The 26,068-nt window shown below is 67.5% G+C and carries 23 protein-coding genes, 1 tRNA gene and 1 pseudogene; 10 read left to right on the forward strand and 15 right to left on the reverse strand.

The features are described 5' to 3' along the window. Nucleotides 1–32 precede the first annotated feature (32 nt). The 3 genes and pseudogenes from AC6BOR_RS12855 to AC6BOR_RS12865 all read right to left on the reverse strand — a co-directional run. Nucleotides 33–422: pseudogene (locus AC6BOR_RS12855) on the reverse strand (DUF2155 domain-containing protein); the annotation flags it as partial. Then, the gene (mlaD, locus tag AC6BOR_RS12860) at nucleotides 406–879 is read right to left on the reverse strand and encodes an outer membrane lipid asymmetry maintenance protein MlaD (protein WP_498058785.1); all 474 of its coding nucleotides are present in this window, start codon (nucleotides 877–879) and stop codon (nucleotides 406–408) included. The pseudogene AC6BOR_RS12855 and the gene mlaD, both read right to left, overlap by 17 nt. 12 nt (nucleotides 880–891) lie before the next feature. After that, the gene (locus AC6BOR_RS12865) at nucleotides 892–1,281 is read right to left on the reverse strand and encodes an NADH:ubiquinone oxidoreductase subunit NDUFA12 (protein ID WP_086116824.1); all 390 of its coding nucleotides are present in this window, start codon (nucleotides 1,279–1,281) and stop codon (nucleotides 892–894) included. A 137-nt stretch (nucleotides 1,282–1,418) separates the two neighbouring features. Here AC6BOR_RS12865 and AC6BOR_RS12870 point away from each other — a divergent pair, with 137 nt between their 5' ends. After that, entirely contained in the window at nucleotides 1,419–2,636 is a 1,218-nt protein-coding gene (locus AC6BOR_RS12870; protein ID WP_498058786.1) for a TCR/Tet family MFS transporter, read from the forward strand. A 148-nt stretch (nucleotides 2,637–2,784) separates the two neighbouring features. On the opposite strand, the gene AC6BOR_RS12875 is transcribed toward AC6BOR_RS12870, so the two are convergent. After that, nucleotides 2,785–3,942, reverse strand: coding sequence for a pyridoxal phosphate-dependent aminotransferase (locus AC6BOR_RS12875; RefSeq protein ID WP_498058787.1), 1,158 nt, complete (start codon nucleotides 3,940–3,942; stop codon nucleotides 2,785–2,787). 80 nt (nucleotides 3,943–4,022) lie between these two features. Between AC6BOR_RS12875 and modA the strand changes: the two genes are divergently transcribed. From modA to AC6BOR_RS12900, 5 genes are all read left to right on the forward strand, one after another. Beyond that, a complete protein-coding gene (modA, locus tag AC6BOR_RS12880; protein WP_498058788.1) occupies nucleotides 4,023–4,751 on the forward strand; it encodes a molybdate ABC transporter substrate-binding protein in 729 nt (242 codons plus the stop codon). Nucleotides 4,752–4,761: 10 nt separating this feature from the next. Continuing rightward, nucleotides 4,762–5,427 (forward strand): molybdate ABC transporter permease subunit, encoded by a 666-nt coding sequence (modB, locus tag AC6BOR_RS12885; protein ID WP_498058789.1) that lies wholly within the window; start codon nucleotides 4,762–4,764, stop codon nucleotides 5,425–5,427. Continuing rightward, the gene (locus AC6BOR_RS12890) at nucleotides 5,420–6,100 is read left to right on the forward strand and encodes an ATP-binding cassette domain-containing protein (protein ID WP_498058790.1); all 681 of its coding nucleotides are present in this window, start codon (nucleotides 5,420–5,422) and stop codon (nucleotides 6,098–6,100) included. The genes modB and AC6BOR_RS12890 overlap by 8 nt, the downstream gene beginning before the upstream one ends. A 159-nt stretch (nucleotides 6,101–6,259) precedes the next feature. After that, nucleotides 6,260–8,902, forward strand: a complete 2,643-nt coding sequence (locus AC6BOR_RS12895; protein ID WP_498058791.1) for a TonB-dependent receptor plug domain-containing protein — start codon at nucleotides 6,260–6,262, stop codon at nucleotides 8,900–8,902. A gap of 98 nt (nucleotides 8,903–9,000) precedes the next feature. Further along, nucleotides 9,001–10,314, forward strand: coding sequence for a hypothetical protein (locus tag AC6BOR_RS12900; protein WP_498058792.1), 1,314 nt, complete (start codon nucleotides 9,001–9,003; stop codon nucleotides 10,312–10,314). On the opposite strand, the gene AC6BOR_RS12905 is transcribed toward AC6BOR_RS12900, so the two are convergent. From AC6BOR_RS12905 to AC6BOR_RS12915, 3 genes are read right to left on the reverse strand one after another with little or no spacing between them, the layout of a single operon-like run. Next, a complete protein-coding gene (locus tag AC6BOR_RS12905) occupies nucleotides 10,284–10,724 on the reverse strand; it encodes a YqaA family protein (protein ID WP_498058793.1) in 441 nt (146 codons plus the stop codon). The two genes, AC6BOR_RS12900 and AC6BOR_RS12905, sit on opposite strands and share 31 nt — an antisense overlap. Next, entirely contained in the window at nucleotides 10,721–11,335 is a 615-nt protein-coding gene (locus tag AC6BOR_RS12910) for a hypothetical protein (protein ID WP_498058794.1), read from the reverse strand. Before AC6BOR_RS12910 ends, AC6BOR_RS12905 begins: the two co-directional genes overlap by 4 nt. An 18-nt stretch (nucleotides 11,336–11,353) precedes the next feature. Next, entirely contained in the window at nucleotides 11,354–12,778 is a 1,425-nt protein-coding gene (locus AC6BOR_RS12915; RefSeq protein ID WP_498058795.1) for a sigma-54-dependent transcriptional regulator, read from the reverse strand. A 258-nt stretch (nucleotides 12,779–13,036) separates the two neighbouring features. Here AC6BOR_RS12915 and AC6BOR_RS12920 point away from each other — a divergent pair, with 258 nt between their 5' ends. From AC6BOR_RS12920 to AC6BOR_RS12930, 3 genes are read left to right on the forward strand one after another with little or no spacing between them, the layout of a single operon-like run. Then, entirely contained in the window at nucleotides 13,037–14,224 is a 1,188-nt protein-coding gene (locus AC6BOR_RS12920) for a polysaccharide biosynthesis/export family protein (protein WP_498058796.1), read from the forward strand. Continuing rightward, complete coding sequence (locus AC6BOR_RS12925) at nucleotides 14,221–15,636, forward strand: GumC family protein (protein WP_498058797.1); 1,416 nt, start codon at nucleotides 14,221–14,223, stop codon at nucleotides 15,634–15,636. Before AC6BOR_RS12920 ends, AC6BOR_RS12925 begins: the two co-directional genes overlap by 4 nt. Continuing rightward, nucleotides 15,591–16,874 carry an O-antigen ligase domain-containing protein gene (locus AC6BOR_RS12930; protein WP_498058798.1) on the forward strand — a complete coding sequence of 428 codons (1,284 nt, stop codon included), beginning with the start codon at nucleotides 15,591–15,593 and terminating at the stop codon, nucleotides 16,872–16,874. The genes AC6BOR_RS12925 and AC6BOR_RS12930 overlap by 46 nt, the downstream gene beginning before the upstream one ends. Here the strand turns inward: AC6BOR_RS12930 and AC6BOR_RS12935 are convergent. Genes AC6BOR_RS12935 through AC6BOR_RS12950 form a run of 4 tightly spaced genes read right to left on the reverse strand, consistent with a single transcriptional unit; the run spans nucleotide 16,849 to nucleotide 21,019 of the window. Next, nucleotides 16,849–17,841: a glycosyltransferase family 4 protein gene (locus tag AC6BOR_RS12935; RefSeq protein ID WP_498058799.1), complete on the reverse strand. Its 993-nt coding sequence runs from the start codon at nucleotides 17,839–17,841 to the stop codon at nucleotides 16,849–16,851. The two genes, AC6BOR_RS12930 and AC6BOR_RS12935, sit on opposite strands and share 26 nt — an antisense overlap. After that, the gene (locus AC6BOR_RS12940) at nucleotides 17,841–18,842 is read right to left on the reverse strand and encodes a glycosyltransferase family 2 protein (RefSeq protein ID WP_498058800.1); all 1,002 of its coding nucleotides are present in this window, start codon (nucleotides 18,840–18,842) and stop codon (nucleotides 17,841–17,843) included. Before AC6BOR_RS12940 ends, AC6BOR_RS12935 begins: the two co-directional genes overlap by 1 nt. Before the next feature lie 24 nt (nucleotides 18,843–18,866). Then, complete coding sequence (locus tag AC6BOR_RS12945) at nucleotides 18,867–19,808, reverse strand: glycosyltransferase family 2 protein (protein ID WP_498058801.1); 942 nt, start codon at nucleotides 19,806–19,808, stop codon at nucleotides 18,867–18,869. Beyond that, nucleotides 19,805–21,019: an oligosaccharide flippase family protein gene (locus AC6BOR_RS12950; RefSeq protein WP_498058802.1), complete on the reverse strand. Its 1,215-nt coding sequence runs from the start codon at nucleotides 21,017–21,019 to the stop codon at nucleotides 19,805–19,807. Before AC6BOR_RS12950 ends, AC6BOR_RS12945 begins: the two co-directional genes overlap by 4 nt. A 340-nt stretch (nucleotides 21,020–21,359) precedes the next feature. Here AC6BOR_RS12950 and AC6BOR_RS12955 point away from each other — a divergent pair, with 340 nt between their 5' ends. Next, the gene (locus AC6BOR_RS12955; RefSeq protein WP_498058803.1) at nucleotides 21,360–22,787 is read left to right on the forward strand and encodes a WecB/TagA/CpsF family glycosyltransferase; all 1,428 of its coding nucleotides are present in this window, start codon (nucleotides 21,360–21,362) and stop codon (nucleotides 22,785–22,787) included. Here AC6BOR_RS12955 and AC6BOR_RS12960 read toward each other — a convergent pair. The 4 genes from AC6BOR_RS12960 to AC6BOR_RS12975 form a co-directional block, all read right to left on the reverse strand. After that, nucleotides 22,781–23,128 (reverse strand): Hpt domain-containing protein, encoded by a 348-nt coding sequence (locus AC6BOR_RS12960; RefSeq protein ID WP_498058804.1) that lies wholly within the window; start codon nucleotides 23,126–23,128, stop codon nucleotides 22,781–22,783. The two genes, AC6BOR_RS12955 and AC6BOR_RS12960, sit on opposite strands and share 7 nt — an antisense overlap. Continuing rightward, complete coding sequence (locus AC6BOR_RS12965) at nucleotides 23,121–25,019, reverse strand: ATP-binding protein (RefSeq protein WP_498058805.1); 1,899 nt, start codon at nucleotides 25,017–25,019, stop codon at nucleotides 23,121–23,123. Before AC6BOR_RS12965 ends, AC6BOR_RS12960 begins: the two co-directional genes overlap by 8 nt. A gap of 62 nt (nucleotides 25,020–25,081) precedes the next feature. Further along, nucleotides 25,082–25,624 carry a heme NO-binding domain-containing protein gene (locus AC6BOR_RS12970; protein WP_498058806.1) on the reverse strand — a complete coding sequence of 181 codons (543 nt, stop codon included), beginning with the start codon at nucleotides 25,622–25,624 and terminating at the stop codon, nucleotides 25,082–25,084. A 225-nt stretch (nucleotides 25,625–25,849) separates the two neighbouring features. Further along, a tRNA-Ser gene (locus AC6BOR_RS12975) sits at nucleotides 25,850–25,941 on the reverse strand. Between the last annotated feature and the right edge of the window lie 127 nt (nucleotides 25,942–26,068).

Genomic DNA, 26,068 nt, shown 5'->3' on the forward strand with positions numbered 1-26,068 from the left:
GGGTGTTCCATGACGTTGAGGCTGGGGCTTTCGGCGTAGAGCCAGCCTGAGAAGACCCGGCGTAGCGGCGAATTGCCCAGTTTTTCATCAACTTGCAGGAAGGCGCCGGAAAGTTTCGGGCGTTCCCACGGCGGTGTCGTCTCGCAGGTGCGCGCCGTGATGCGGATGCCGGCGAATTCGACATATTGGCCGGGCTTGAGGGTGAAGCTGCGGCTTTGGCCGGTGCGTTTCGACAGCGCGCCGATCACCAGAACCCGGTCTTTCACCGGGGTGACCGTGGCAATTTTCGGGGCATTGGTGGCAGCATCCGGCAGCGCCGGTGGCCGCACGGCCGCATCCGGTGCCCGCGCATCGGGCGCCTGTGCCCGCAGCGGGGCACAGGCCAGCAGCGCCAGCCAGATTGCCTTATTTGGCCGGGGCATCGCCGCCGGACCGGTTCACCACGCTGCCGATCAGGCCCATCAGGTCCGGCGCGCCGGAGGTTTCGACAATCTCGTCACCGGCCTTTAGCATGGCGGTGTCGCCGCCCGGCGTCAGGGCGACATAATTGCCGCCGAGCAGCCCTTCCGACGTGATCGCCGCCGATGAATCGATCGGCAGCTTGAGCCCGCGATCAACCGACAGGCGCAGCACCGCCTGATAGCTGCCCGGATCAAGCTCCAGGCCCACCACCTTGCCGACCTTGACCCCGGCCACCTTGATATCGGTGCCCAGCGACACGCCGGCAATGTTGGGAAAGCGCGCCACCAGCACGGTGCCGTCATTGCCTTCGCCGGCGCCGGTGCGGGCCCAGGCATAGGTGACGAAACCGGCCGCCATCACCACGACCAGCAGGCCGATGATGGCTTCGATCAGATTGTCTTTCAGGGTGCCGGCCATTTTTCCGCCCGATCAGGCGTCGGGCGACCAGGCGCGATAATCGCCGGTGGCGGCGGCGCGGGTGCCGCCGGCGGCGAGCGCGCCGCGTGGGGAATGGGCCAGCGCCGTGCCGGTGGCGGTCGGCGTCCACGGCCGTTCCCAGGCGCGGGTCACCAGCGGCTTTTCCGATGGCGGCGCATCGACCGTGCGGTGGATCCACAAATGCCATTCCGGCGGGATGCGGGTGGCTTCGGGTTCGCCGTTGTAGATCACCCAGCGGCGTTCGCCGGCGCCGCTGCCCGAACGGTAATAGATATTGCCCTGATCATCGCGGCCCACCTCGATCCCGTGGCGGGCGGTGAACAGGCGGGTGGTGAGGCCGGGGCCATTCCACCAGGTGAAGATCATCTTGAGCACGGACATGTCGGACACTTCCTTCGCGTCTGCACAAAACACATTTTGCCGCACCCATGCAACCCCGGCGACTTCCCTTATGGGCGAATGCGGAAAAACGGGGTAACGCCCTCACCCATGATCCGGGTCCATGTGGTGGCCGCCGCGTGAACCGCGCGCTCACCTTCATCTTTGTCACCGTGTTGATCGATGCCATCGGCTTTGGCGTCGTCATCCCGGTGTTTCCGCAGCTGATCGTGCGGCTTTCGGGCCATCCGCTCGCCACCGCGGCCGAAGTGTCGGGCTGGATCGCCTTCATGTATGCCAGCATCCAGTTCGTGATGGGGCCGGTGATCGGCGGCCTGTCCGACCGGTTTGGCCGCCGCCCGGTGTTGCTGGCCAGCCTGGCCGCCTTTGCCGCCGATTATGTGGTGATGGCCTTTGCCCCCACCCTGTGGTGGCTGGTGGCGGCCCGCGTGGTGGCCGGCATCACCGGGGCGACCTTCCCCACCGCCTATGCCTATATCGCCGATGTCACCCCGCCCGAAAAGCGCGGCGCCAATTTCGGCGTTATCGGCATGGCCTTTGGCTTTGGCTTCATCATCGGGCCGGCGCTGGGCGGTTTTGTGGCGCGCTATGGCGATGCGGTGCCCTTCCTGGTCTCGGCCGGGCTGGCGGCGGCCAATTTCCTTTATGGGCTGATCGTGCTGCCCGAATCGCTGCCACCGGAGAAGCGCCGCGCCTTCGAATGGCGGCGGGCCAATCCGGTGGGGGCGTTGCTGCGGCTGAAATCGGCGCATCCGGTGGTGCTGATGCTGGCCGCGACCGTGTTCGTGTGGACGCTGTCGTACCAGTCGCTTTATTCGATCTGGTCCTATCATGGCCAGCTTCGTTATGGCTGGAATGCCGAGCAGGTGGGCTGGAGCCTGGCGGCGGTGGGTGTGACCGGCGCCATCGTGCAGGGCTTCCTGGGCCGCCGGCTGATCCCGCGCTTTGGCCAGCGCCGCATCATCGCGGTGGGCATCGTGTCGGCCGTGGCGGGTTATTCCACCTATGCCATGGCTGATGCCGGCTGGATGGTTTACCTTGGGATCGCGGTTTCGGCCTGCCAGGGCCTGGTGTTCCCGTGCCTGCAGGGCCTGATGTCGGCCGAGATGCCGCCATCGGAACAGGGTGAGTTGCAGGGGGCCGTGGCCTCCATCCAGAGCCTTTCGGCCATCATCGGGCCGCCGTTGATGACGACGGTGTTTGCGCGCTTTTCGGCCGAAGGGGCTCCGGTGCATGCGCCGGGGGCGCCCTTTGTGGTGTCGCTGTTCTTCGTCGGGCTGACGGCGCTGCTGTTCCTGCGGGTGCAGGGCGTGAGCCGGGCGGTGCCGGCGGCGTAAGAGGCATGTGATCCTCCCCCTCTGGGGGAGGTGCCGAGCATGGCGAGGCGGAGGGGGCGGAAGGGCCGTGACCCCGAAACGCGCGCCCCCTCCGTCAGCCTGCGGCTGCCACCTCCCCCAGAGGGGGAGGATCGGGTGAAGCGGAAGGTCAGGCCGGGCGGCGGTTGCGGGCCTGGAACCAGGGGATCATCCGCCCGATCGCGTCTTCCACCAGCGGGGTGTCCACGGCAAAGCTGAAGCGCAGGAAGTGCGCGCCGTCGACCGGATCGAAATCGATGCCGGGGGCGGTGGCGACGCCGGTGTCGAGCAGCAGCTGGCGGGCAAAGTCCATCACATCATCGGTGAGGTGGCGGACATCGGCCCAGATATAGAAGGCGCCATCGGGGGGTGCGATCTGCGTCAGCCCCATGGCCGGCAGCGCCGCCAGCATCAGATCGCGGTTGCGGGCATAGCGGGCGATATGGGCTTCGAGCTCGTCGACACAGTCCATGGCGACAAGGCCGGCGTGTTGCGACAGGCTGGGCGCGGTGAGGAAAAGATTGCCCATGCGGGCGCGCGCCGCACCGAGCAGATCATCGGAGGCGACCAGCCAGCCGAGCCGCCAGCCGACCATCGAGAAATATTTGGAGAAGCTGTTCACCACCAGCGCATTGGGCGCGAATTCCAGCGCGCTGGCGACGGGGCCGACGAAGGATAGGCCGTGGTAAATCTCGTCCGAGATGATGCGGATGCCGCGGGCCGCGCAGACGGCGGCGATGGCGGCCAGTTCGTCGCGGGCGATTACCGTGCCGGTGGGATTGGCCGGGCTGGCGATGATCACCCCGGCCGGCGCCGGATCGAGCGCCGCCAGGTGCGCGGCGGTGAGCTGGTAGCGGCTTTCCGGCCCGCAGGCGATTTCGAGCGGCACCATCGAGAGCGCCAGCACATTGTTGCGATAGGCGACATAGCCGGGCCGGGCCATGGCGATGACATCGCCGGGCCGGAAGGCCGCGGTGAGCGCCATCACGAGCGCCGGGGAGGCACCGCAGCTGAGGATGATGCGTTCGGGGTTGATGCCGAGCCCGTGGCGATCCTGATAGAGTTTGGCGATGCGGGCTTTCAGGGCATCGGATTCCCAATAGCTGCCGGGATCGCTGGCCAGCACGGCCTGGGCGCGGGCGATGGCGGCGGCCGGCGCGCCGGTGGAGGGCTGGCCGAATTCCATGTGGATGATGTGGCGCCCGTCTGCCTCCAGCTCGCGGGCCAGGCGTGAGATGCTGATGGCGTGGAAGGGCTGGACGGGATCGGGGTGGCGGGCGAGGCTCATGGCACGGCGGCATAGCGGCTTTGGCGGCCGGTTGCACCCGCCGCGTTGCACCGCGCCCGTGCGGCTGGCACAAGATGGGCATGATGTTCAGGCTGTTCCTGTTTTTCGTGCTGCTGCTGCCCGTTCCGCTGCGGGCGGCCGAGCCGGTGCCGGTGGCGGCGGCGGCCGATCTGCGGCTGGTGCTGCCGCCGCTGGTGGCCGCAACCGAACAGCGGACGGGTGCGCGCTACAACGTCAGCTTTGGATCATCCGGCCAGATGGTGCAGCAGGCGATCAACGGCGCGCCGTTCCAGCTGCTGCTGCTGGCCGACAGCGCGCTGGCCCAGCGGCTGGCCGATGCCGTGCCGGGGGTGGAGCGCCGCGCCTATGCGCTGGGCCGGCTGGCGCTGGTGGTGCCGCCGGGCAGCGCCATCCGCGATCTGAATGGCCTGAAGGCGGCGATTGCCGCCAGGCGGGTGGCGCATCTGGCCATCGCCAATCCGGCCCATGCCCCCTATGGCGCTGCGGCGCAGGCGGTGCTGGCGCGCGTGGGGATCAAAGGCGCGCCGCTGGTGCTGGGGGACAATGTTGCCCAGGCGCTGGCCTTTGTGACCAGCGGCGCGGCCGATGCCGGCATCGTGGCGCTGCCGCTGGCCCGCGCTGCCGGCGGGGTGACCGTGGTGCCGATCAGCCCCGGCCTGCACCCGGCGCTGGTGCAGACATTGGTGATCATGCCCGGTGCAGCGCCGGCGGCGCGGGCGCTGGCCGATGCCGTAACCGGGCCGGCCGGGCAGGCGGCGCTGGTGGCGGCTGGTTTTGGCAAGCCATGAGGCGTTCGCAATGACCGGCGCCGACCTGGCGGCGTTCCGGCTGAGCCTGGGGCTGGGGCTGGCCACCGTGGCGGCGCTGCTGCCGCTGGCGCTGCTGCTCGGCCGCTGGCTGGGCACCACCCATTGGCGCGGGCGGCCTTTGGCCGAGGCGCTGCTGATCCTGCCGCTGCTGCTGCCGCCCACCGTGCTGGGGCTGGCGCTGCTGATCGGGCTGGGGCCGGAAACGGCGCCGGGCCGGGCCTGGGCGGCGCTGACCGGCGGGCGGCTGGTGTTCAGTTTCTGGGGCATCTGGCTGGCCAGCGTGATCGTCAACCTGCCGCTGGCGGTGCAGCCGGCGGCGCAGGCCTTTCGCGCCATCGGGCCGGCGGTGCGCGGCGCGGCGGCCAGCTGCGGGCTGTCGCCATTGCGCGCCTTTGCCGAGGTGGAGCTGCCGCTGGCCTGGCCGGGGCTGGCCACCGGCGCGGTGCTGGCCTTTGCCCACACGCTCGGCGAATTTGGCGTGGTGCTGATGGTGGGCGGGGCGATTCCGGGGGAGACGGCGACACTGAGCCTCGCCATTTACGATCGGGTGCAGGCGTTTGACATGGGCGGCGCGGCGCGGCTCGCGCTGCTGCTGGCCGCGATCAGCCTGGTGGCCATCCTGATGCTGTTCCTGCTGGGCAGACGGCGTGGCTGAAGGGTTGCGCCTTGCCCTGACGCACGCCGGGCCGATGGCGGTGGCGGCCGCGCTGGCGGTGGCGCCGGGGCAGACGCTGGCGTTGGTCGGGCCATCGGGGGCGGGCAAATCCACGCTGTTGCAGGCGATTGCCGGGCTGGTGCCGGCGACGGGCATTGTGCAGGTGGCAGGGCAGGATTGGCAGGCGTTGCCGGCGTGGCGGCGGCGGGTGGGGCTGGTGGCGCAGGGCGGCGCGTTGTTCCCGCATCTGGATGCGCTGGCCAATGTGATGATCGCGCAAGACCGGCGCGATGAAGCTGCAGCGCGGGCGCTGCTGGCGGCGATGCAGCTGGAGGGTGCGGTGCTGGGCCGGCGGCCGGGGCAGCTTTCGGGCGGGGAGCAGATGCGGGTGGCACTGGCGCGGGCGCTGGCCCGGTCGCCCGACCTGTTGCTGCTGGATGAACCGTTCGCCGCGGTGGACCCGCCGGTGCGGCGCGCGCTGGTGCGGCTGGTCGCCGATGTGCGGGCGCAGACGGCGGCGCCGATGATCATCGTGACCCATGATCTGGCCGAAGCGGCCGGGCTGGCCGACGATGCTGCCTTCATGGTGGCCGGGCGGATCGTGGAGCAGGGGCCGGCGGCGGGGCTGCTGGCCGATGCGGGCAGCGCACTGAACCGCTGGTTGGCCGGATAAGATTACATAAATGCAAGAAATTGCAGTAATTTTGTCACACTTGGCGGCAAACTGTGCAGCTTTGTGGCTTTGATGCATTCACCCCGTTGTTCGCACCTGCAGCAGGCATAGACTCTTGGCAGCCTGCCGGGGGGCAGGCCAAGACATAGGGGAACTTGCATGAAGCGCATGAAGGATATGCTCGCCGGGCGCCTGCTGCTGGCCAGCACCGCCCTGGGCGCCGTGCTGGCGGCTGCGCCGGTGATGGCCCAGGCTGCTGCACCTGCCGCTGCCGCCGCTGCTGACGAAAAGGATGATGCCACCATCCTGGTGATCGGCACCCGCCGCACCGACCGGTCGATCCTGGATTCGGCCTCGCCGGTGGATGTGGTGAGCGCGGCCGATCTGGCGACACAGCCGGCATCGAACATCCTGGATATCGTCAAGAATCTGGTGCCGTCTTTCTATGTTGGCTCCAACGCCATTGCCGATGCCTCCACCTTCGTGCGCGCGCCGTCGTTGCGCGGCCTGTCAGCCGATGAAGTGCTGGTGATGCTGAACGGCAAGCGCCTGGTGCGCTCGGCCCTGGTGCAGGTTTACACCGGCGGTGACACGGCGCTGAGCTTTGGCAGCCAGGGCGCGGACATTTCGACCGTGCCAAGCCTCGCCATCGGCAATCTGCAGATTTTGCGCGATGGCGCGACGGCACAATATGGCTCCGACGCCATTGCCGGCGTGATGAACTATGGCCTGCGCGAGGATGCCGGGTTTGAGATGATCGCGCGTTATGGGCTGACGCATCGCGGCGATGGCGAGAGCTTCCAGATTGCCGGCAATGCCGGGGTGAAGCTGGGCGACCGCGGCTTCGTGAACCTGACCGGCGAATATAATGACGACAAGGGCACGGTGCGCAACGCCACGCGCCCGATCGCGCTGGTGTTTGCCAACCAGAACCCGGGCCTGGCCGCGCAGATCCCGAATTATCCGGGGCCGGCGCAGATTTACGGCACCTCGCCCGGCTACAGCTATCGTTTCCTGCTCAACAGCGCCTATGAGGTGTCAGATCAGGCCAAGCTCTATCTGATGGGCAATTATTCCCATCTGAAGGCGGACCAGAGCTTCAACTATCGCTCGCCGATTGGTGGCACGCTGGGCCTGGTGGGTGGCGGCACTGCCAACATCAACCCGAACGCCGCCTTTGCCACGCCGATCTATCTCACCCGCTGCCCGGCCAATGCCGGCGCGCTGGGCTGCCCCAGCGGCGGCTTCGTGCTCGACAACAATGTCTATCGCTTCACCACCCTCTATCCGGCCGGCTTCACGCCGCGTTTCGTGGGTGAAACCGATCAGCTGTGGGGCGTGTTCGGCATCAAGGGCAAGCTGGACAGCGGCTTCACCTATGATGTGTCGGGCACGGTGGCGCGCAACCAGCTTGACCTGTCGATGTATGGCTCGCTCAGCCCGTCGTTCGGGTCGCAGACGCAGACCAGCTTTGAATTCGGCAAGCTGATCCAGAAGGAAGTCAACCTCAACGCCGATTTCACCTATCCGATCGAGGCGGGCCTGGCCTCGCCGATCACCCTGTCGGCGGGGGCGGAGTTCCGCCGCGAAAGCTACACCCAGACGGAAGGCGATCTGCAATCCTATGCCGGCGGGCCGTTTGCGGTGCAGAACCTCTATGCGCTGCAGGGCAATGGCACCTATCTGCCGGCCGGGCAGGTGACGAAGCCGCCGGGCGCCTCGGGCTACGGCGGCACCAGCCCGACCTTTGCCGGCACCCGTAGCCAGCAGAGCTATGCCATTTATGGCGGGCTTGAAACCGACGTGACCGACGCGCTGAGCCTCGGTGCGATGGGCCGTTACGAACATTACAACACGTTCGGCGGCGCCTTCGTGGGCAAGGGCAACTTCCTGTGGAAGGCCAGCGACACGGTCTCGCTGCGCGGCACCGCCGGCACCGGCTTCCACGCGCCGTCGCCGGGGCAGAACAACACCGCCATCCTCACCACCACCTTCGTGGGCGGGGACCAGGTGCAGGTCGGCACCTATCCGGTGACCAGCAGCATCGCGCAATTCTATGGCGCCAGCTCGCTGCGGCCGGAACGGTCGACCAACTTCGGCGCCGGCATCGTGCTGCAGCCGACCGACAGCCTGAACTTCACAGTCGACGTTTACAGCGTGAAGGTGAAGAACCGCATCGGCATCAGCCAGAACTTCAACGTGACGGCGGCCAATATCGCGGCGCTGCCGGCGCTGGCGGCGGTGGGCGTGGGCGGCGCGGTGAATTATTTCACCAACGCCTTTGACACCCGCACCCGCGGTGTCGATCTGGTCGGCACCTGGCGCGGCGACGTGCTGGGCGGCAAGACCACGGCGACCCTTGCCTACAGCTACAACAAGTCGATCGTGACCCGGCGTGATCCGGCCATCATCAGTGATGCGCTGGTCACCAACATCGGCGGCCTGGCCCCGAACCATCGTGCCAACTTCACGGTGAACTGGGCCAACAATGGCTGGGGTGTGACCGTGCGCGAGGCCTATTATGGCGCGTGGCGGGAAGAGGTGGGCTATCCGGGCCAGAAGTTCGGCGCCAAGTTCACCACCGATATCGACGTGTCCTACACCTTCATGGATCACTACACGGTGTCGATCGGCGCCATCAACGCGTTCAGCGCCTATCCGGACAAGGTGGCCAACACGCCCGACAACCGAATCTTCCAGCTGACCAACAGCCTTGCCGATGGCCAGGTCTATCCCAACGTCGGCGGCCCGTTCGGGTTCAACGGCGGCTTCTATTATGCCAAGCTGCGCGTGAAATATTGATCGCGCCGCCATTGCGGCAAGGAGAGAGGGGGCCCCACCGGCCCCCTCTTTTTGCTTGTGACTCAGCTTTCCGGCACGCTTGACTGTATTGCATTTGCATGACAGTCTTTCTCGGGTTGGAGGGGCAGCAACTGGGGGTCAGCGCCATGCCCAAGCCATTTCTTGCCGTCCTGTGCGGGCTTGCCATGCACCAGATGACGCTGGCAGCGCCAAGCGAACCGCCACCATCACCGCCCATCGAGATCCTGCCGCTGGACACGGCCGCTGGCGCGGCCCTTCGCGGGGCGGGCGGCGAACGCTTGCAGCAGGCGCTTGGCGATGCACAGTTCGTGGCAGTGGGCGAAGACCATGGCTTTTCCGGGCCGCCGCAGCTTGCCGCTGCGCTGGCGGCCGCCTGGAGCCGATTGCCAGGCCCGCCAGTGGCACTGGCAGTCGAGGTGGGGCCGGTGATGACGGCCCATGCCGCGCGCGTGCTGAAGGCAGACGGGTTGCGCGGGCTGGATGTTCTGCTGGATGGCGATCCGGCCGCATTGCCATTTCTGGCCATGGTTGAGGACGCCCGGCTGGCGCAACCCTTTGCTGCGGCCAACCGCCTGTGGGGAATCGATCAGGAGTTTATCGGATCGGCACCGGCGCTTTACGTGATCCTGGCCGAACGCACCCGCAACCCTGTCCTTGCCGAGCGCCTGCGCGGATTGGCCAAGGCGGATCGAGCCGCCTTTTCTTCTGGACGATTTGCCGAGGCGAGTCTGAACCGCACTCCCCTGAACGAACTGGCAGCGCTGAAGGCGGATTTTGCCAGTGATGCCGGGGCTGGTGCCATCATGACCGGCCTTGCAGACAGCGCACGGATCTATCAGCTCAATGAAGCCGGCCGCTATTTCGAGAACAACCAGCAGCGCAGCCAGTTGATGACGCAGCAGTTCCTCGCCCGTTATCACAGTGCCAACGCGCCGCGCGTTCTGATCAAGGCAGGCGCATTCCATCTGGGCCGCGGCATCACCCCAACCGGCATTTTCGATCTGGGATCGATGCTGCCTGGCCTGGCGGCTGCCCGTGGGCGGCAATCGCTGCACATTGCCCATGTGCCGCTTTCCGGCCGGGTGAGGACGATTGCACCAGGGCCGCAAGGCTTTACCAGTATCGTCGATCACCGCGAGGAAGCGGTGGCCCAACTTCTGGCGGCGGGCGGCATCACGCCCGAGCAACTGCCCGCTCAGGGCGAGGTTCTGATCCCGTTGGCGCCGATCCGCGCACGGCTGGGCGGCAAGGGCCGGCGCGAACTTCCGGAATTCGCCCGCTTCATGCTGCTCGGCTTTGATTATCTGGTGACCAGCCGGGACGCAGCGCCGGCCACCCATTTCGAAGCCTGGGCACCGGTTCAGGACAGGGCGCTGGCCAGCACGAGATAGCGCCCCGCCTTGGCGATGCTGACAAGAGCCACGAACCGCCACAGCGGCGTGCGGGCGGCGCCGGCCAGAACGGTGAAGCCATCGCCAATGATCGGCAGCCAGCTGAGCAGCAGGCTCCACACCCCCCAGCGATTGAACAGGGCGGCGTTGCGGTCCCAGCCGGCCGCCGACAATGGGAACCAGCGGCGGTGGCGGAAGCGGTCAGCCGAGCGGCCGAGGCCATAGTTGAGCAGCGCGCCGGCGATATTGCCCAGGCTGGCGACCAGCACCAGCGCCCAGGCCGGTTGCCGGCCGGCGATCAGCAGGGCGGCCAGCACCGCTTCTGATTGGGCGGGCAGGATCGATCCGGCCAGAAACGCGCTGGCAAACAGGCCGGCCAATGCGGCGGCATCGGCAGCCGACGCAATCAATCGGGCTGGCTGAGAGCGGCCGACGCCGGGGTTGGCGCGCTGGTGAGCGTGTGGAAGCCGATGGCGGCCGCATAGGTTTCGCGGATCCCTTCGGCATCGCGTTCGGCAACATGGACGGTGCCAAACGGTGTTTCGGCTGGCTTCAACGGCCAGGCCGGCGCGGCCAGCACCGCGTTGATCGCCGCGAACACCTGGTTGACCTCGCTGCGCGGCGGGGCGCCGGCACTGGCCGGCAGCTTGATCTCGCATTTCCAGCTGAACAGCCTGCCATCAGGCCGGCGTTCCTCGTCCAGCCAGAGGAAGAACAACGGTGGCTGTTGCGCATCCAGGCCGAGGTGCAGCGCCCATTCGCTGTGCAGGGTGCGCCAGCCGTCGGACTGGCCGCCGGTTCGGCGCTTCCCGGGCCATTCCCGGAAGCCCATCTGCGCGGCGCGGGCGGCCGTGGCGGTGACAGCATGATCGGGCCCGCGGCAGATGGCAGCAAAGACCAGGGCCAACTGCGTGGCGCGCGCTGCGGCTTCGGCCGGGCGCAGCGGTTGTGGCCGCGCCGACTGGGCGGCGGCGGGGCAGGCGAGCAGCAGGGCAAGCGCCAAGGGAACAACACGGGCCATGGCCCGCGCCATGCCATGTTATCCCGGCTGCTGCCAGCGTTCGCGCTTGCGATAGAGGGTGGAGGGGCTGACGCCGAGCACGCGGGCGGCGGCGGGCAGGCTGCCGTTTTCGGTGTCGATGGCGGCTTCGATCACCAGCCGCTCGACCTCGTCCAGGGTCAGGCCCTTCAGGGCCTGCAGGGCCGAGAGGAGATCATCGCGCGGCGGCTGTGGCGCGGCGAGCGGTGCGGCGCCGGCGGCGGTTGCTGCCCCCAGCGCGAAGGCGGAGGCCGGCAGGCCCGGCCCGGCGTTGAGCACGGCGGCGCGGCGCATGACATTCTGCAGTTCGCGCACATTGCCCGGCCAGCTGTGGCCTTCCAGTTGCGCCAGCTGCGCGGTGCCGAGCGGATCGAACTGCTTGCCCTCTTCCCGGGCGAACCGGTCGAGAAAGGCCTGGGCCAGTTCGCGCACATCGCCCGGCCGCTCCCGCAGGGGCGGCATGTGCATCGGCACGACGGCGAGGCGATAGAAGAGATCGCCGCGGAAACGGCCTTCGGCAACCTCGCGTTCCGGATCGCGGTTGGTGGCGCAGACGATGCGCACGTCCACCTCTTCCACCCGGTTGGAGCCGACGCGCTGCACCGTTCCGGTTTGCAGGAAACGCAGCAGCTTCACCTGCAGCGGCAGCGCCATTTCGCAGATTTCATCGAGGAACAATGTGCCCTTGTGGGCGGCCTGCACGGCGCCGATGCGATCGGTGATGGCGCCGGTGAAGCTGCCCTTCAGATGGCCGAACAATTCGGATTCGAGCAGATTTTCCGGGATGGCGCCGCAGTTGATGGCGATGAACGGGCCATTGGCGCGGCCCGAGGCGCCATGGATGGCTTCGGCACAGACTTCCTTGCCGGTGCCGCTTTCGCCGGTGATGAACACGGTGGCGCGGCTGGCGGCGACGCAATCGATCAGGCGATAGACCTCCTGCATCGGGGCCGAGCCGCCGATGAACAGGCCGGGGCGCGGCTTGCTGCGCTGGCGCGGCGCGCTGGCGGCGGCAGCCGGCGCTTCGGCTTCGGGCTCGGCAACGGGGGCGGGCCGGCCGGTTTCCAGCGCGCTGGCCAGCACCGAGACCAGCCTGGTGCCGGCAATCGGCTTCACCAGGAAATCAAAGGCGCCCAGCCGCATGGCATCGATGGCGCGGGCCAGCGAGGCATCGGCGGTGGCCACCACCACGGGATAATTGGCGATGATCTGCGGATTGTCGCGCAGCCATTCCAGGCCATGGGCATCGGGCAGCTGCAGATCGAGCAGGATGGCGCCAAATTCCGGATTCTGGCTGATCGCATTCAAGGCACCGGCAGCACTGTCGGCCACCACGGGTTCGTGCCCGGCCTTTTCAACCTGGGCGGCATAGGCCAGCGCCAGCGAGGGCATGTCTTCAACAATGAGAATGCGGTGGCGCGGCATCGGGGGCTCCCGTTCGGGTGATTTGGTTGCCACTTGGTTAAGCATCAGGCGTGCCAACCGCCAAATGCTTGAAATGCAACATGTCTGTTAACCCTTATTGCAGAATGAGATTAGCCATATTTGCAATTTGCGTCAACTAATCTTCGCATTATGCAATTTCCGGCCCGGCCTGATCGGGTCTTGCGCTGAAATCACAGGCATTTCGGTGATTGGCATGGCCTTTGCTGAATGGCGGCAAACCCCTGGAGCTGCCCTGCCATGCCTGCCCGTTCTGCCATCCTCAGCCTGTGCCTTGCCAGCCTTCTCGCCGGCTGTGCCACCATGCCGACGCCGCGCAACCTCGCCGGCGCCCAGTATCAGGCCGAACAGCGCCTGGCCGATGGCCGCGCCGCCCCGTGCCAGCTGCCGGCCGTGCCCGCCGAAACCGCCGGATTGACGCCGGTGGCCAGCACTGCCCTTGCCAGCGGCCCGGCGCTGATCGGGCCGGGCGACCGGTTGAAGCTGGTGGTGAGCGGTGACAGCGAGACGCTGACCGGCCAGCATGTGGTGGGCGCCAATGGCCGCCTGGTCATCCCCGGTGTGGTGGATGTGGCAGTGGCCGGCCGGCCGCTGGCCGAGGTGGCGGCCAGCCTGCGCGCCGCGCTGATCGAACGCGCCGTGGTGCGCGACATTCCCGGCAATGTCGTGCTGGCCCAGGTGGAACAGGCCGGTGTGCAGGTTTCGGTGGAAGGCGCGGTGTTTGAACCCGGCCTGGTGCGCGCTGGCGAGCGCACCGCCGAAGCGCAATCGGTGACGATCACGAACGCCGCCTCCGGCGATTTCAACACCGGCCGTTCGCTGGCCACCGCGCTGCGGCTGGCCGGCGGCATCCGCCCCGATGCGGCGGCCGATGGCGTCTATCTGGTGCGTGGCGGCCAATATACGCGCATCGATCTCATCCCGGCCTTCACCGGCGGAGTGCCGGCCGATCCGCAGCTTGCCGCGGGTGATCGCATCATCGTGCCGTCGACCGGCTGCTTCAACCCGCTGCTGGTGCGGCCGAGCAGTGTGACGGCGCCCGGCATCCGGGTTTACATGTCGAACCTGTCACGCCCGGCGGGCCACAATTCGGCCGCCGCCATCGGCAAGGATTCAACCAGCCTGCCCTATGGCACCCGCCTGGTCGAAGGGCTGTTGTCGGCCAATTGCGTGGGCGGTTCGGCGATGAACGCCGCCCGCCAGGCGGTGCTGATCAGCCGCAATCCGGTCAACCGCCAATCGGTGGTGATCGCCCGTTCGGTCGAGGCGCTGGTGCGCAACGCCAACCGCGATGACTATAACCCCTGGCTGATGCCGGGCGATGGCATCGCCTGTTATGACAGCGGCGCCATGACGGTGGCCGATGCCATTGGCGTGGTGGGCAATGCCCTGGTGCCGGTGGCGCTGGTGCGGGGGCTGACGAAATGACCCCGCGCATGGAGTTGATCGAGGATCGCCGGCTGGTGCGGATGTGGCGGCTGGTGCGCGAAGGCCTGCCCAGCCCCGGCCGCTATCGCCGCTATGCGAAAAGCATCCTCCCGGCGCTGGCGGTGATCTGGGTGTTGACGGCCGCCTATCTGCTGTTGATGCCCAAGCGGTATGACAGCGAGTTCAGCCTGATCCTGCCCGGTTCGGGCAGTGGCGGTTCGATCAATGTCGAAAGCATCGGCCAGGCGCAATCGGCGACCAGTTCGGCCTTTGCCAGCGCCAGCCTGTCGCCCACCGAGAATTACAAGCAGCTGCTGAGCGCCGATGTGACGCTGCGCGATGCCGCCAAGCGCGCCGGGGAGCCGATCGAGACCTTCCCCGAGCCGATCATCAACCTGGTGGACCAGACCAACCTGATCCATGTGACCATGCCGGGCCGCAGCGCCGAACAGGCGCACCGCCGGGCCGAGGCCCTGCGCGCGGCGTTCCTGGCGCGATTGGACATCTTGCGCGCCGATGAGGCGGCCAAGCGTGAGGCCAATGATGTGCGCCATCTGGAGCAGCTGGCCGCCAAGGTGCGCGCCGCGCAGCAGCGGCTGATCGCCTTTCAGGCCAGCCATAGCCTGGCGACGTTGGACCAGTTCAACGCCCGCATCGCTGCGGTGGACACACTGAAGGACAAGGAGCGCGAACTGCGCGTCGCCGCCCGGCTGCAGGCCGGCACGGCGGGGCAGCTGGCCGCCACGCTGGGCGAAGACCCGCGCCGTGCGGATCTGGCCATGCGGCTGCGCGGCGACCCGCTGTTCCAGCAGCTGGCCACCCGCCATGCCGCGGTGGCCGCGCAGGTGGCGGAAAAATCTGGCACGCTGGGCCCGCGCCATGCCGAACTGGCGCGCTTCACCAGCGAGCGTGACCAGCTGCGCGCCAGCCTGGTGCGGCGCGGGCGCGAACTGACCGGGCTGCCGGAAGCCGCCATCCTGGCCAGCATCGATGTGCAGCTGGGCGATGGCCGCTCCGGCCTGATGCAGGCGATGTCGGGCCGGGATGCCGAAGCCGCCGGTTCGCGCGCGGCGCTGGCCGAGCTGCGCGCCGATCTGGCCCGGGCGCAGGCGCAATCGCCGGCGTTGATTGCGCAGGCATCGCAGCTGGCCGATCTGCTGCGCGACCACCGGGTGGCCGAAGCCGTCTTCTCCTCGGCACTGGCGCGGATCGACACCAACAAGCAGGATCCCTTTGCCTCCTACCCGTTGGTGCAGACGCTGGCCGAACCCTCGTTGCCGCGGCTGCCGGCCAGCCCGTCCTTGATCATTGCGCTGGCTGGTGCGATGGCTGCCACCATCCTTGTGTTGCTGGGGTTTGCCCTGTTGTGGCTGCGCCAACCGATCCTGAACCGGCTGCTGGCGAAGGCCTGATCACCGCCACCATCGGCGCCACCTGGGCGCTGTGGCTGGTTGGCGGCCTGTATCTGGCCGGGCCGGTGCTGGGCTGGCTGCTGGCGCTGCTGGTGGCGCGGGCCTATTATCTGGCCCCGGCCCTGCCGGAATGGCAGCGCCCCGCCCGGCCGCCTGGCGCGGTGTGGGCTTGGGCGGCGGGCATGGCGGCGATGCTGTTCATCCTGTTTGCCGGCCATGCCAATTTCAGCCTGGGCACCGGGCAAACGATCAAATCCGCCGTGGGGTGGGCCAAGGGCTGGGCGCTGCTCGCCCTGTTCGTCGCCGCCGGCTTTGCCCTGCCGATCCGCATGGAAACCCTGGCGCGGGCGGTGTGCCGGCTCGGCCGGCAGACCTGGCTGCTGCTGCCGATCTTCCTGATTGCGCCTTATGTCGGCCTGCCGGGCAAATTGTGGGTGTCCCCGCTCAAGATCCTGGGCGGATCGGGGGACGAGTTTTTTGCCGCCATCCTTTACACCATCGAGCCGGGGGTGGGCACGGCGCGCTGGCAGTTTTTCGCGCCCTGGTCGCCGGCGGCCGGCATGGTGGCGGTGGTGCATCTGCTGCTGGCCCTGCGCGAGCCTGACACGCGCTGGCGCTGGACCGGGGTGAGCGCGGCGCTGGCGATGGCCGTGCTGTCGCAATCGCGGCTGGCGCTGGTGGCGTTGGCGCTGATCCTGCCGCTGCTGTGGCTGGTGCAGCGGCTGCGCCAGCCGGCGCTGTGGTTCCTGGCCGGCGCCGGCACACTGGCCGCCGGCTTTGCCGGGCCGCAGCTGATGGCGTTCGTGACCGGCCTGATGGACCAGTTTTCCAGCGCCCGGGCCGACAGTTCGCGGGTGCGCGCTACGCTGGGCCGCATCGCCATCGAACGCTGGCAGAACGAGGCCTGGTGGTTTGGCCATGGCATTGTGGAGCGCGGGCCGCACCTGGTGGAATATATGCCGATCGGCAGCCACCACAGCTGGTATGGCCTGTTGTTCGTGAAGGGCTTTGCCGGGCTGATGGCGCTGGCGCTGCCGATGTTGTGGAGCCTGGTGGCGCTGCTGCGCGCGGCATTGGCCAGCGCCAATGGGCGCACCGGCTTTGCGATGATCCTCGTGCTGTGGCTCTACAGCTTTGGCGAGAATCTGGAGGTGCTGGCCTATCTGGTGTGGCCGGGGCTGGTGGCGATCGGGATTGCGCTGAAGCCTGAGGTCAAGCCCGAGCAGCAAGCCGGCTGATCAGTGCCGCCCATTGCCCGGCGCGGGCGGCGCCACAGCCCTGGGTGGCGGCGCGCCCGGCTTCGCCCATGGCGGCCAGCCGCGCCGGAGTGAGGCCGGCAATGGCCAGCGCCAGGCCGGCATGATTGTTGAAATCCACCACCAGGCCGGCATCGCCCACCTGTTCGGGCAGGCCATCCACGTCCGTCACCAGGATCGGTCGCCCGGCCTCGCGCGCTTCGTTGGCAACCTGGCCATAGGCTTCCCAACGGGAGGGCAATGCCACCACATCCACCCCGGCCAGGAAGCCGGCGACATTGCTGATCTTGCCGGCAAAATGGATGTGCGGATTGTCGGCCGCCAGCCGGCGATAGACAGGTTCCAGATCGCCAAAGCCGCCGATGATGAGATCGCAATGCGGCAGAGCGCCGGCCTGCATGGCGCGGAGCAGATCCTCGAACCCCTTCTGCTCGCAGAAACGGCCATAGGCACCGATGCGCAGCCGTTCGGGCGGGTTGACCGGGGCGACCGACGCCAGCCCCGGATTGTCGGCATAGGGGTGGATCACGCTGATGCGGTCTGCGGCCAGGCCGGTGACACCCTGCAGCCAGTTGGCCTGCCCGTGCGACACGCAGACAACATGATCGACCAGGCGGAGCGCCAGTTTCAGCATCAGCCGGAACCGCCCGGTGCGGCGCACCTTCAGCGCTTCCCAGGCACCGGTATAGCTGTGCTCGACATGGATGATCCGTGCCCGGGGATTGCGCCGGCGCAGGCTGGCCAGCAGTGCGAGGCGCTGCCAGTTGGGCGGAAAATGGGTGACGATGACATCGGCATCCAGCCGGGGGGCCAGGCGCGCATTCGGGCTGATGGCCTCCACCCGGCAATCAGCGACGGCACTGACGGCAGGCGCGCCGAAAATGCCAAGGCCGCGCGACACCCCGCCCAGGGCAAAATCATCGAGCAGGTTGACGAGACGCGGGCGCATCAGGCGGCCAATCGGCCGCCGGCGGCCATGCCGGCCAGCCGGGCAAAGCGTTCCGGGCCCAGCGCGCGACCAGCGAGGGCGGCGACGACGGTGACCAGCGATTTCACCGGTTCTTCCACCAGCGGACGGCGGCTGCTGGCCATCATTTCCTTGAGCAGGGTGACTGCCATGGTGTGATCGCCCAGCTGCACGGCGCGGCGGGCGAGATAGCGCAGTTGATAGGCGCGGGCGCGCGGCAGATGGCGGGCGGCAAAATCGGGGGCATAAGCCTGCAGCCGTTCAACCACGGCCAGCCAGCTTTGATACTGGCGCACCACCTGGGCCGACAGACCGCCGCTGGCGATGCGATATTCGGTCAACGCCGGGGCGATGCCGGCAAAGCGCACATTGCCCAGGATGGCGAGGCGCAGCCACATTTCAATATCTTCGGATTGGCGCAGGCCTTCATCAAAGAAGCAGACGCGGCCGCGCTCGCTGGGGTGATCAAAGGCCACGGCCTCCAGCGCGCTGCGGCGGATCACCGGCGCCGAACCATTGCCCACCGGGTTGCGGCAGAAAATCTGCTCCGGCGTGATGCCGTCAAGGCGCGGCTGCTGCTTGAGGCGCAGCGGCTGGCCTTGTTCATCGATGAAGCGCGATGGGCAATAGGACACGCCGAGATCCGGATTGGCCGAAAGATGCACCAGGTGCAGCGCCAGTTTTTCCGGCAGCCAGCGATCATCGCTGTCGAGGAAGGCGATGATCGGCGCGCGCGCGGCGAGAATGCCGGTGTTGCGCGCGCCGGCGAGGCCGCGATTGGCCTGGGAAACAATGCGGATGCGCGGATCATCGAACGTGCGGCAGATGGCGATGCTGTCGTCGGTGCCGCCATCGTCAACGATGATCAGTTCGAAATCGGCCATGGTCTGGGCCAGCACCGATTGCACGGCTTCGGCGACATAGCGGCGGACATTGTAGACCGGCATCACGACCGAGATGGCGGGGGTGGAGGCAGTCGTCATTGTCGAGGGTTCCTATCGCTTGAATCAGGCAAAGAGGTGGGCGCGCAGCGGGCGCGGCAGCAGCGGGGCGGCCAGCGCGCCGGCAATGGTGGCCAGGCCGCGCCTGGGATCGCCCAGGAAGGCGGCGGCATCGCGGGCGAGGCCGTGGCCGACATGGCGCAGCGCCTGCCGCGCCGGGCCGGCCGAACGCAGGGCGCGGCGGGCGAGATAGCGGCGGTGCAGCGCCTCCATCCGGGCCAGCGCGCGGCCCGCGAGATGGCGCTGCGCCACCTGGCGCCAGCCGGCGTGCATCGCATCAAGATCCATCGACAGGCCATCGGGGCTGAAGCGATAGCCGACCAGCACCGCATCAATGCCGGCCAACCGGCCGCCGGCCGCGATCAGCGCGGCGATCAGCGCCTGGTCTTCGGCATGGCGGAGGCGGGGATCAAAGCCGCCGACGGCCTGGAAGGCGGCACGGCTGACCACCAGGTTGGACATGGTGCACACCGGATTGTCGCCCAGCACATCGATCAAGCCCAGCGGGCCGGCCGGCAGCCGCGATTGGGTCTGATCGGCGGCAATGGCGTCGCCGCCCTCCGGCACGAAGGCGATGCGGGCAAAGCTGCCGGCCAGCGCCGGATCGGCGGCATGGGCGGCCAGATGCTGTTCCAGCTTGGTGGGGGCCCACAGATCATCGGCATCGATGAAGGCGACCAGCGGGGCCCAGGCCACATCAACGCCCATGTTGCGGGCGCTGGCGACGCCGCCATTCACCTTGGAAATCAGACGGATGCGGGGATCGCTGTTGGCAATCGCCAGCGCGGTCATCAGGCTGTCATCGCGCGAGCCATCATCGATGATGATCAGTTCCCAATCGTGGCGGGTCTGTCCCTGCACGCTGGCAATGGTGGCGGCGAGGGTGGCGGCGGCGTTGTACACCGGCATCACGATCGAAACGGCGGGAAAATCAGGGATCAGGCTCATGCCGGTTGCTCCTGGTGGGGGGCGGCCAGGGCTGGCCGCAGGATGGTGACGAGGGTGATGAGGCTGGCGACCAGCGTGCCGGCGACCAGCCCGGTGGCCGCGGCGGTGATGCTGCCGCTCTGTGCGCCGATCCACAGACCGCCCAGCGCGGCGGCACAGACCCAAAGACTGCGCAGCGCGTCGCGGGCGCTGGCGCCATTGGCGCGCAGCCAGTTGGCAGCGATCACCGCGACGAGCTGGCCGATGCCGGCAACGCACAGGATGGCAACCAGCGGGGCTGCGAAGGCCCAATGGGCGCCAAACAGGATGGGCACATAATAGGGTGCGGCCAGCGCCTGCACGGCGATCAGGGTGCCGAACAGCGCCAGCCCGCCGAGCAGCTGGCCGCGCAGGGTGCGCGCCGGATCATCGGCGCGGCACAGCAGCGGGAAGGCCACGGTGCCAAAGGCGCCCGCCAGCGCCGTGACAATGCCGAGCCCGGCGTTGAAGGCGAAATAATAGCTGCCCAGCGCCACCGGGCCGAGCGTGGCCGCGATGATCAGATTGTCCCCCTGGGTGCGCAGGGCGGCCAGGGCATCGGCCAGCAGCACGCCGCCGCCAAAGCGGACGAGGCCGGTGAGCGGGGCAAGACCCTGGGCGGCATCGGGCGCCCACGGCCGGTTGCGGCGGGTGAGCACCAGCCACACGGGCGCAGTGAGCAGTTTCGGCAGCACGATCGCCCACGGGCTGGGCCAGGCCAGCAGCAGCGCGGCGGTGAGCAGTTGATCGGCGACGACCTGGATGGCGGCAGTGCGGGCGATGCCGGCATTGCGGCCCTCGCGCATGGCCAGATGCACCTGCACCAGACCGCCGGGCATGAAGGGATAGACCAGCGCCAGGGCGGCCAGCATCCAGCCGGCATCGGCCTGGCCAAAGCCCAGCGCCAGCACGGCGGCGGCCAGCAGCTGCACCGCCACCACCACCAGCGACCAGGCCCAGAACAGGCGGTGGGCGCTGTTGCAGGTGGCAGCCAGTTCGCTGTCGCTGGCGGCGATGATGCGCTGGCCGGCGCCGATGTTCATGAACACCCGGCACAGTTCAAACAGGCTGAGCGCCAGCGCGGCGGTGCCGACGATGGCCGGCGACAATTGCCGTGCAATAACCAATGTGGTGAGCAGGCGCACGACGCGGCCGATCATTTCGGCGCTGCCAAACGCCGCCAGGCCGCGCATCAGCGGGCCGGTTAGGGCGGTGGCAAATACAGTCCGAAGCTTGTGTGGCACGGGAAGATGGTTCCTGAACGCTGGGTGATGCCATGGTTAATCAAGATGCGTGCCAGATTGTTCATGCATTGAAAAACAATGATAAAAAGTCTTCACAGGGCGAGACAGGGTCAGCGGCTTTGCAATCTGCAGTGCCGCGATGCGAATTGCATCACCGCCGCTGTGCCGGATTGCGAAACCGGAAGCGGGCGCGTGACGACCGGTCAACCCAAATGATTGATTAACCTTAAAAAGTGCCAGATTGGCACGGTGTATGCAGTGCGGGGACAAATTCATCAAGGAGCCCCCGATGTTCAGGAATTTCCGCACCCCGTCCGATGCCTTGCCGCCACCGGCCCCGGCCAATCCGTGGCGCGCCCGGCTTGACCAGGGCGAGCCAACCCGGCTGTTTGGCCTTGAACTGGTGAATGCCCGCCGGGCGGCGATGGCCGAGGAGCTGGCCGCGATGGCCCAGGCCGGCGAATGCGCCACCATCCAGTTCGTCAATGCCCATTGCATCAACAGCCTCGATGATCCGGCCTATCGCCAGGCGCTGGCCGCGGCCGACATGCTGTTGCCCGATGGCAGCGGGCTGAAGCTGGCGGCAAAGCTCGCCGGCCAACCAATGGGCGACAATCTGAACGGCACCGATCTGCTGCCCGAACTGTGCCATCACGCCGCCCGGCGCGGCCAATCGGTGTTTTTCCTGGGCGGCAAGCCGGGGGTGGCCGCTGCCGCCGCCCGCGCCATGGCCACCGCCGAACCGCAGCTGCGCATTGCCGGCACCGCCAATGGCTATTTCGACCGGGCGCAGGATGATGCGATGATCGATCGCATCAATGCATCGGGCGCCGCCATCCTGCTGGTCGGCTTTGGCGTGCCGCTGCAGGAAACCTGGATTGCCGAGGTGCGTCACCGGCTCAACGCCCGCATCGTCATGGGCGTTGGCGGCCTGTTTGATTATTATTCCGGCGCCATTCCGCGCGCGCCGCTGGCGTTCCGGGCGGTGGGCTGTGAATGGGTGTGGCGCCTGCTGCAGGAACCGCGCCGGCTGTTCCGCCGCTATGTCATCGGCAATCCGCTGTTTGTGGCGCGGGCGCTGGCCCATGGCTGGGCGGCGCGCGGGCTGGACCGCGCCGCCTCACTGGCTGGCAAGCGGGCCTTTGATCTGTTGTCGGCCGGGTTGGCGCTGCTGATGCTGGCGCCGATCTTTGCCGCCGTGGCGCTGGCCATACGGCTGGAAGATGGCGGCCCGGTGTTTTTCCGCCAGACCCGCATCGGCGCCGGCGGACGGCCGTTTTCGATGTGGAAATTCCGGTCGATGCATGTCGATGCCGAAGCCCGGCTGGCGGCGATCCGCGCCCTGTCGGATCGGGCCGGCACCAGTTTCAAGATGCGCGATGATCCGCGGGTGACGCGCGTGGGCCGGCTGCTGCGCCGCCTGTCGATCGATGAGCTGCCGCAGCTGATCAACATCGTGGCCGGCGATATGACCGTGGTGGGTCCGCGCCCGGCGCTGGTGCGCGAGGTGCTGGATTATACGCCGGCCCAGCGCCGCCGCCTCGCCGGCCGCCCCGGCCTGACCTGCACCTGGCAGGTGAGTGGCCGCGCGGAAATCCCCTTTGCACGCCAGGCCGAGCTGGACATCGCCTATCTGGAAGGCCGTAGTTTCCTGACCGATCTCAAGCTGATCCTGCAGACAGTGCCGGCGGTGCTGACGGCGCGGGGCGCCTATTGAGGCAGTTCTGCAACAAGATTGGCAAGAACCGCAGCGGTGGCGGCCCGGGCGGATTGCAGACGGTTGGCGAGGCCAGGCTGGGACAGGTCGGCCTCGCACAGGGCCAGAAGGCCGGATGCCCCGAAATTGCCGCACAGGCCCTTCAGGGAATGGCGGGCGCGGCGCTGGCCTTCCTCGTCGCCGCTGTCCCACGCTGCCACCAGCCGGTCGGTCCATTCGGCCAGATCGCGCTGGGCCGCATCCAGCAACAGCGAACGAGTTTCGGGATCAAGATCGGCAAACAGGGCGGTCACCTGTTCGATATCGATGGCCGTATCCTCCGGCCGCAGGCGTTCAGGCATGGCGCTGGCGCTCCGCGAGCAGTGTCTTGGCGATCACCTTGTGCAGTTCCTCGATCCGGATGGGTTTGCCGACATGGCCGCTGGCGCCGGCGGTTAGGATCGGTTCCAGATCCTCCGGCCGGGAATAGGCTGACAGTGCCAGGATGGGCACGGCGGCTTCCGGCCCGGGCAGGGCGCGGATCTGGCGGGTCGCCTCGATGCCGCTCATCACCGGCATCGATACGTCCATCAGCACCAGATCGATGCCGCCGATGGCGGCGCGGTCAACGGCGGCTTCGCCATCGTTGACCAGTTCGACATCGCAGCCCAGCCGGGTGAGCAGGCCGCGCGCCACGATGCGGTTGGTTTCCACATCCTCGGCCACCAAAATCCGCGGGCGGCTGCCGTCGGGCCGCGCCAGCAGCAGCGATGCCGGGCGTTCGGCATGCTGCGGCGCCGTGATTTCGGTGATTGGCAGCTCCACCCAGAAGCGGCTGCCGGGGCCATCGGGATTGCTGTCCACCCCGATTGTGCCGCCCATCAGCTCGACAATGCGGCGGCAGATGGCAAGGCCGAGGCCAGCGCCGCCCTCGCCAACGCCATCAAGGCGCAGCTGGCCGAAATCCTCGAACAATTCCCGGCGCCGGGCTTCGGGAATGCCGATGCCGGTATCGATCACCTCATAGCGGGCGCGGGTGGCATTCAACATCCCCATGCGCACCTGGATACTGCCGGCGCGGGTATATTTGATTGCGTTGCTCAGCATGTTGTCAACGAGCTGGCGCAGGCGGTAGCGATCGGCCAGGATCCAGTCGACGATGCGTTGGCCGGGCACGAAGGCGCCGCGTTCCAGCGTGAGTTCAAGGCCCTTTTCCGCCGCCACCTTCTGCCAGAAGCCAATGGCATCGCGCAGGAAATCCGGGTTATGCATCGGCTGGGGATTCAGCGTGAGCTTGCCGGATTCAGCACGTTCCAAATCGATGATATCGTCCAGCAGCATGCGCAGCTGCTCACTGCTGCCGCGCACATGGCTGATCATGCGGCGCTGGTCGTCGCTCAGTCCGGCATCGTCGAACAATTGCAGCATGCCGATCACGCCGTTCATCGGCGTGCGGATGTCGTGGCTCATCATCGCCAGGAACCGGCTCTTGGCGGCGTTGGCCTGTTCGGCAGCCTGGCGCGCCTGTTCCAGATCGCGGGTCAGGGCTTCCAGTTCGGCCAGGCGCTGCTGGTCACGCTGGCGCAATTCCTCGGCTTCGCGGGCGGCCGCCAGTTCGGCGGTGACATCCTGGATGGTGAGGAACACCAGCACCCGGCCCAGCTCTGCCGGCACGTTCACCTGCGCCTTCAATCGCAGCGTCCGCTCGATGCCGGCACCGGGGTGGATGCGCACCTCGATCATGTCCTCGCACGCCATGCGGTCAAGGCAGGCTGCGCACGCCTCGCTGGCGGCGTGGCCGCGCGGGCAGGCTTGCTCCTGACGGGGGTGGGCGCGCACGGCGATGGCGCGGCGGATCATCTGGGTGGCATAATCGCGCAGTGGCTGGCGATCATCGCGGTGGGTGGTGCGATCAAAAATGTCCAGCGAGGTGAACTCGTCCAGCCCCGGCATGCCAAGCAGGGCCTGAGCATGGGCCGACAATTCGCCGCGCCGCCCTTCGACATCCCACACCATGGTGCCAAAGCCGGCGACGCGCTGCGCCTCCAGCAGCTGCAGGGTGCTTTGATCCAGCTGGCGGCGCAATTGTTCGCGGTTGGCCCGCAGTGCCCGATTGGCATTGTCGAGCACACGGCTCTTGTCTTCCAGCAGCGCCTCGGCCTCGGCACGGGATCGTTCGGCACGGGCCAGCCGCCGGGTGAGCAACTCCACCTCGGCTTCGAGATTGGCAATGCGCGGATCAAAATTGGCCACGGCAGCCTCCCGATGGGTAGGGACAATGCTGGTGCCGGCGGCCCGGCTGGTCAAGAGACGACTCAAGCGCGGTTGATGACGAAGCGGGCAGCGTGCGGTCCGGGTGTTGTCTCGTCGCGCGTGACGACATACTGGGCGGTTTGGCCATAATAGGCAATATAGCCATGCACCAATCCCCATGCCACATCGGCAAATGGCCGATGCGACGCATATGAAATCACCAAATCCTCGCCATCAACACTGGCAATAATCGCCGGGGTGCGGGCATCGGGATAGAGCTTCACCACCTCGGTGTTGTGCTTGTTGTCGATATCACGCAGCAATGACAACGCATCAGTGTAGCCGTTGAACATCTGCGGATAAAGCTGCATGAACCGGGTGGCGAGCCAATAGCCATAATCGTGGCACAGATCATGCGCTGGCCGACCGGTGATCTCGACGAGTTGACCCATCATCGCCAAGGCTTCCTGGTGCGGATAGCTGCCGACCGAGGTGTAGCTGCCCTCGTTTGGCAAATTCGCGCCAGTTATCATCCGGTCGGCCACCGCCGGCGAAAGGCATTCTTCGACCCATCGGATCATTTCCGAGAAGATGACACCCTTCACTATTCGCTCCGTGCAACGGCCCTGCCGTCTGAAAGCAAGGCGCGTGCCAAGTGTATTTGTGGGGTACGAAACGCATGTCGCCTCGGATTCGTTGCAAAACGCGAGAAAATCGTCGCGTTTTGCAAAGGCCGGCATCGCAGATTGCGACAGGCTGATGGGTGCCAACCACCAAGCCGCGCCAGACAGCGGCGCCGGCAGGACCGGATCGGCATATCAATTTTGCGGTGGCGGAGTCGGAGGGATTCGAACCCTCGGATCCAGTTACCCAGATCGGCAGTTTAGCAAACTACTGGTTTCAGCCACTCACCCACGACTCCGAGCGAGGCGGCAGGCTATAGCCATGCCGCATGGGGCTTGGCAACCGTTTAGAATGGCTTTTTTGGGTGGCGGCTCAGCCGCGGTTCAGGCACATCTGGGCAGCAGGGGCAGCGCAACCAACCAACA

It is taken from the genome of Sandarakinorhabdus sp. FBCC-B8862 (assembly GCF_059745315.1).

Coding starts and splice junctions, on each gene's coding strand:
- mlaD (WP_498058785.1), bottom strand. CDS start 879: ATGGCCGGCACCCTGAAAGACAATCTGATCGAAGCCATCATCGGCCTG.
- AC6BOR_RS12865 (WP_086116824.1), bottom strand. CDS start 1,281: ATGTCCGTGCTCAAGATGATCTTCACCTGGTGGAATGGCCCCGGCCTC.
- AC6BOR_RS12875 (WP_498058787.1), bottom strand. CDS start 3,942: ATGAGCCTCGCCCGCCACCCCGATCCCGTCCAGCCCTTCCACGCCATC.
- modA (WP_498058788.1), top strand. CDS start 4,023: ATGATGTTCAGGCTGTTCCTGTTTTTCGTGCTGCTGCTGCCCGTTCCG.
- modB (WP_498058789.1), top strand. CDS start 4,762: ATGACCGGCGCCGACCTGGCGGCGTTCCGGCTGAGCCTGGGGCTGGGG.
- AC6BOR_RS12895 (WP_498058791.1), top strand. CDS start 6,260: ATGAAGCGCATGAAGGATATGCTCGCCGGGCGCCTGCTGCTGGCCAGC.
- AC6BOR_RS12900 (WP_498058792.1), top strand. CDS start 9,001: ATGACAGTCTTTCTCGGGTTGGAGGGGCAGCAACTGGGGGTCAGCGCC.
- AC6BOR_RS12910 (WP_498058794.1), bottom strand. CDS start 11,335: ATGGCCCGTGTTGTTCCCTTGGCGCTTGCCCTGCTGCTCGCCTGCCCC.
- AC6BOR_RS12915 (WP_498058795.1), bottom strand. CDS start 12,778: ATGCCGCGCCACCGCATTCTCATTGTTGAAGACATGCCCTCGCTGGCG.
- AC6BOR_RS12920 (WP_498058796.1), top strand. CDS start 13,037: ATGCCTGCCCGTTCTGCCATCCTCAGCCTGTGCCTTGCCAGCCTTCTC.
- AC6BOR_RS12925 (WP_498058797.1), top strand. CDS start 14,221: ATGACCCCGCGCATGGAGTTGATCGAGGATCGCCGGCTGGTGCGGATG.
- AC6BOR_RS12935 (WP_498058799.1), bottom strand. CDS start 17,841: ATGCGCCCGCGTCTCGTCAACCTGCTCGATGATTTTGCCCTGGGCGGG.
- AC6BOR_RS12940 (WP_498058800.1), bottom strand. CDS start 18,842: ATGACGACTGCCTCCACCCCCGCCATCTCGGTCGTGATGCCGGTCTAC.
- AC6BOR_RS12945 (WP_498058801.1), bottom strand. CDS start 19,808: ATGAGCCTGATCCCTGATTTTCCCGCCGTTTCGATCGTGATGCCGGTG.
- AC6BOR_RS12950 (WP_498058802.1), bottom strand. CDS start 21,019: ATGCGCGGCCTGGCGGCGTTTGGCAGCGCCGAAATGATCGGCCGCGTC.
- AC6BOR_RS12955 (WP_498058803.1), top strand. CDS start 21,360: ATGTTCAGGAATTTCCGCACCCCGTCCGATGCCTTGCCGCCACCGGCC.
- AC6BOR_RS12960 (WP_498058804.1), bottom strand. CDS start 23,128: ATGCCTGAACGCCTGCGGCCGGAGGATACGGCCATCGATATCGAACAG.